The 241-nt window shown below is 67.6% G+C and carries 1 protein-coding gene; it reads right to left on the bottom strand.

What is annotated here, in order from left to right; genetic code table 11:
* Window positions 1–232, bottom strand: a 232-nt coding sequence (locus HMPREF0077_RS10580) for a phasin family protein (protein ID WP_211204699.1), incomplete at its 3' end; no start/stop codon positions are given.
* Window positions 233–241: the final 9 nt, after the last annotated feature.

Genomic DNA, 241 nt, shown 5'->3' with positions numbered 1-241 from the left:
GGGCCGCCTTCTGCTGGCCCTCCATGGCCTTCTTGAAGCCCTCGACGTCGCGGGCGTCGACCCAGACGCGCGCCTGAGCCAGGCCGAGGTCGGTATAGGTCCGGGCCGCTTCCATCTGGGCGGCCATCAGCTTCTCGTAGTACTCGAGCGTCAGGGAGCCATAGGCGCGGGCCGGCGCGACGAACAGGCCCTCGAACTGCTCGGTGGCCTTCTGGGTGGTTGCCTTGGTCATGGAACACCT

It is taken from the genome of Anaerococcus tetradius ATCC 35098, assembly GCF_000159095.1.
GTDB classification, from domain to species: Bacteria; Bacillota; Clostridia; order Tissierellales; family Peptoniphilaceae; genus Anaerococcus; species Anaerococcus tetradius.
Note: the sequence above shows the minus strand (reverse complement) of the source record. Positions and strands in the feature narration are given on the sequence as shown.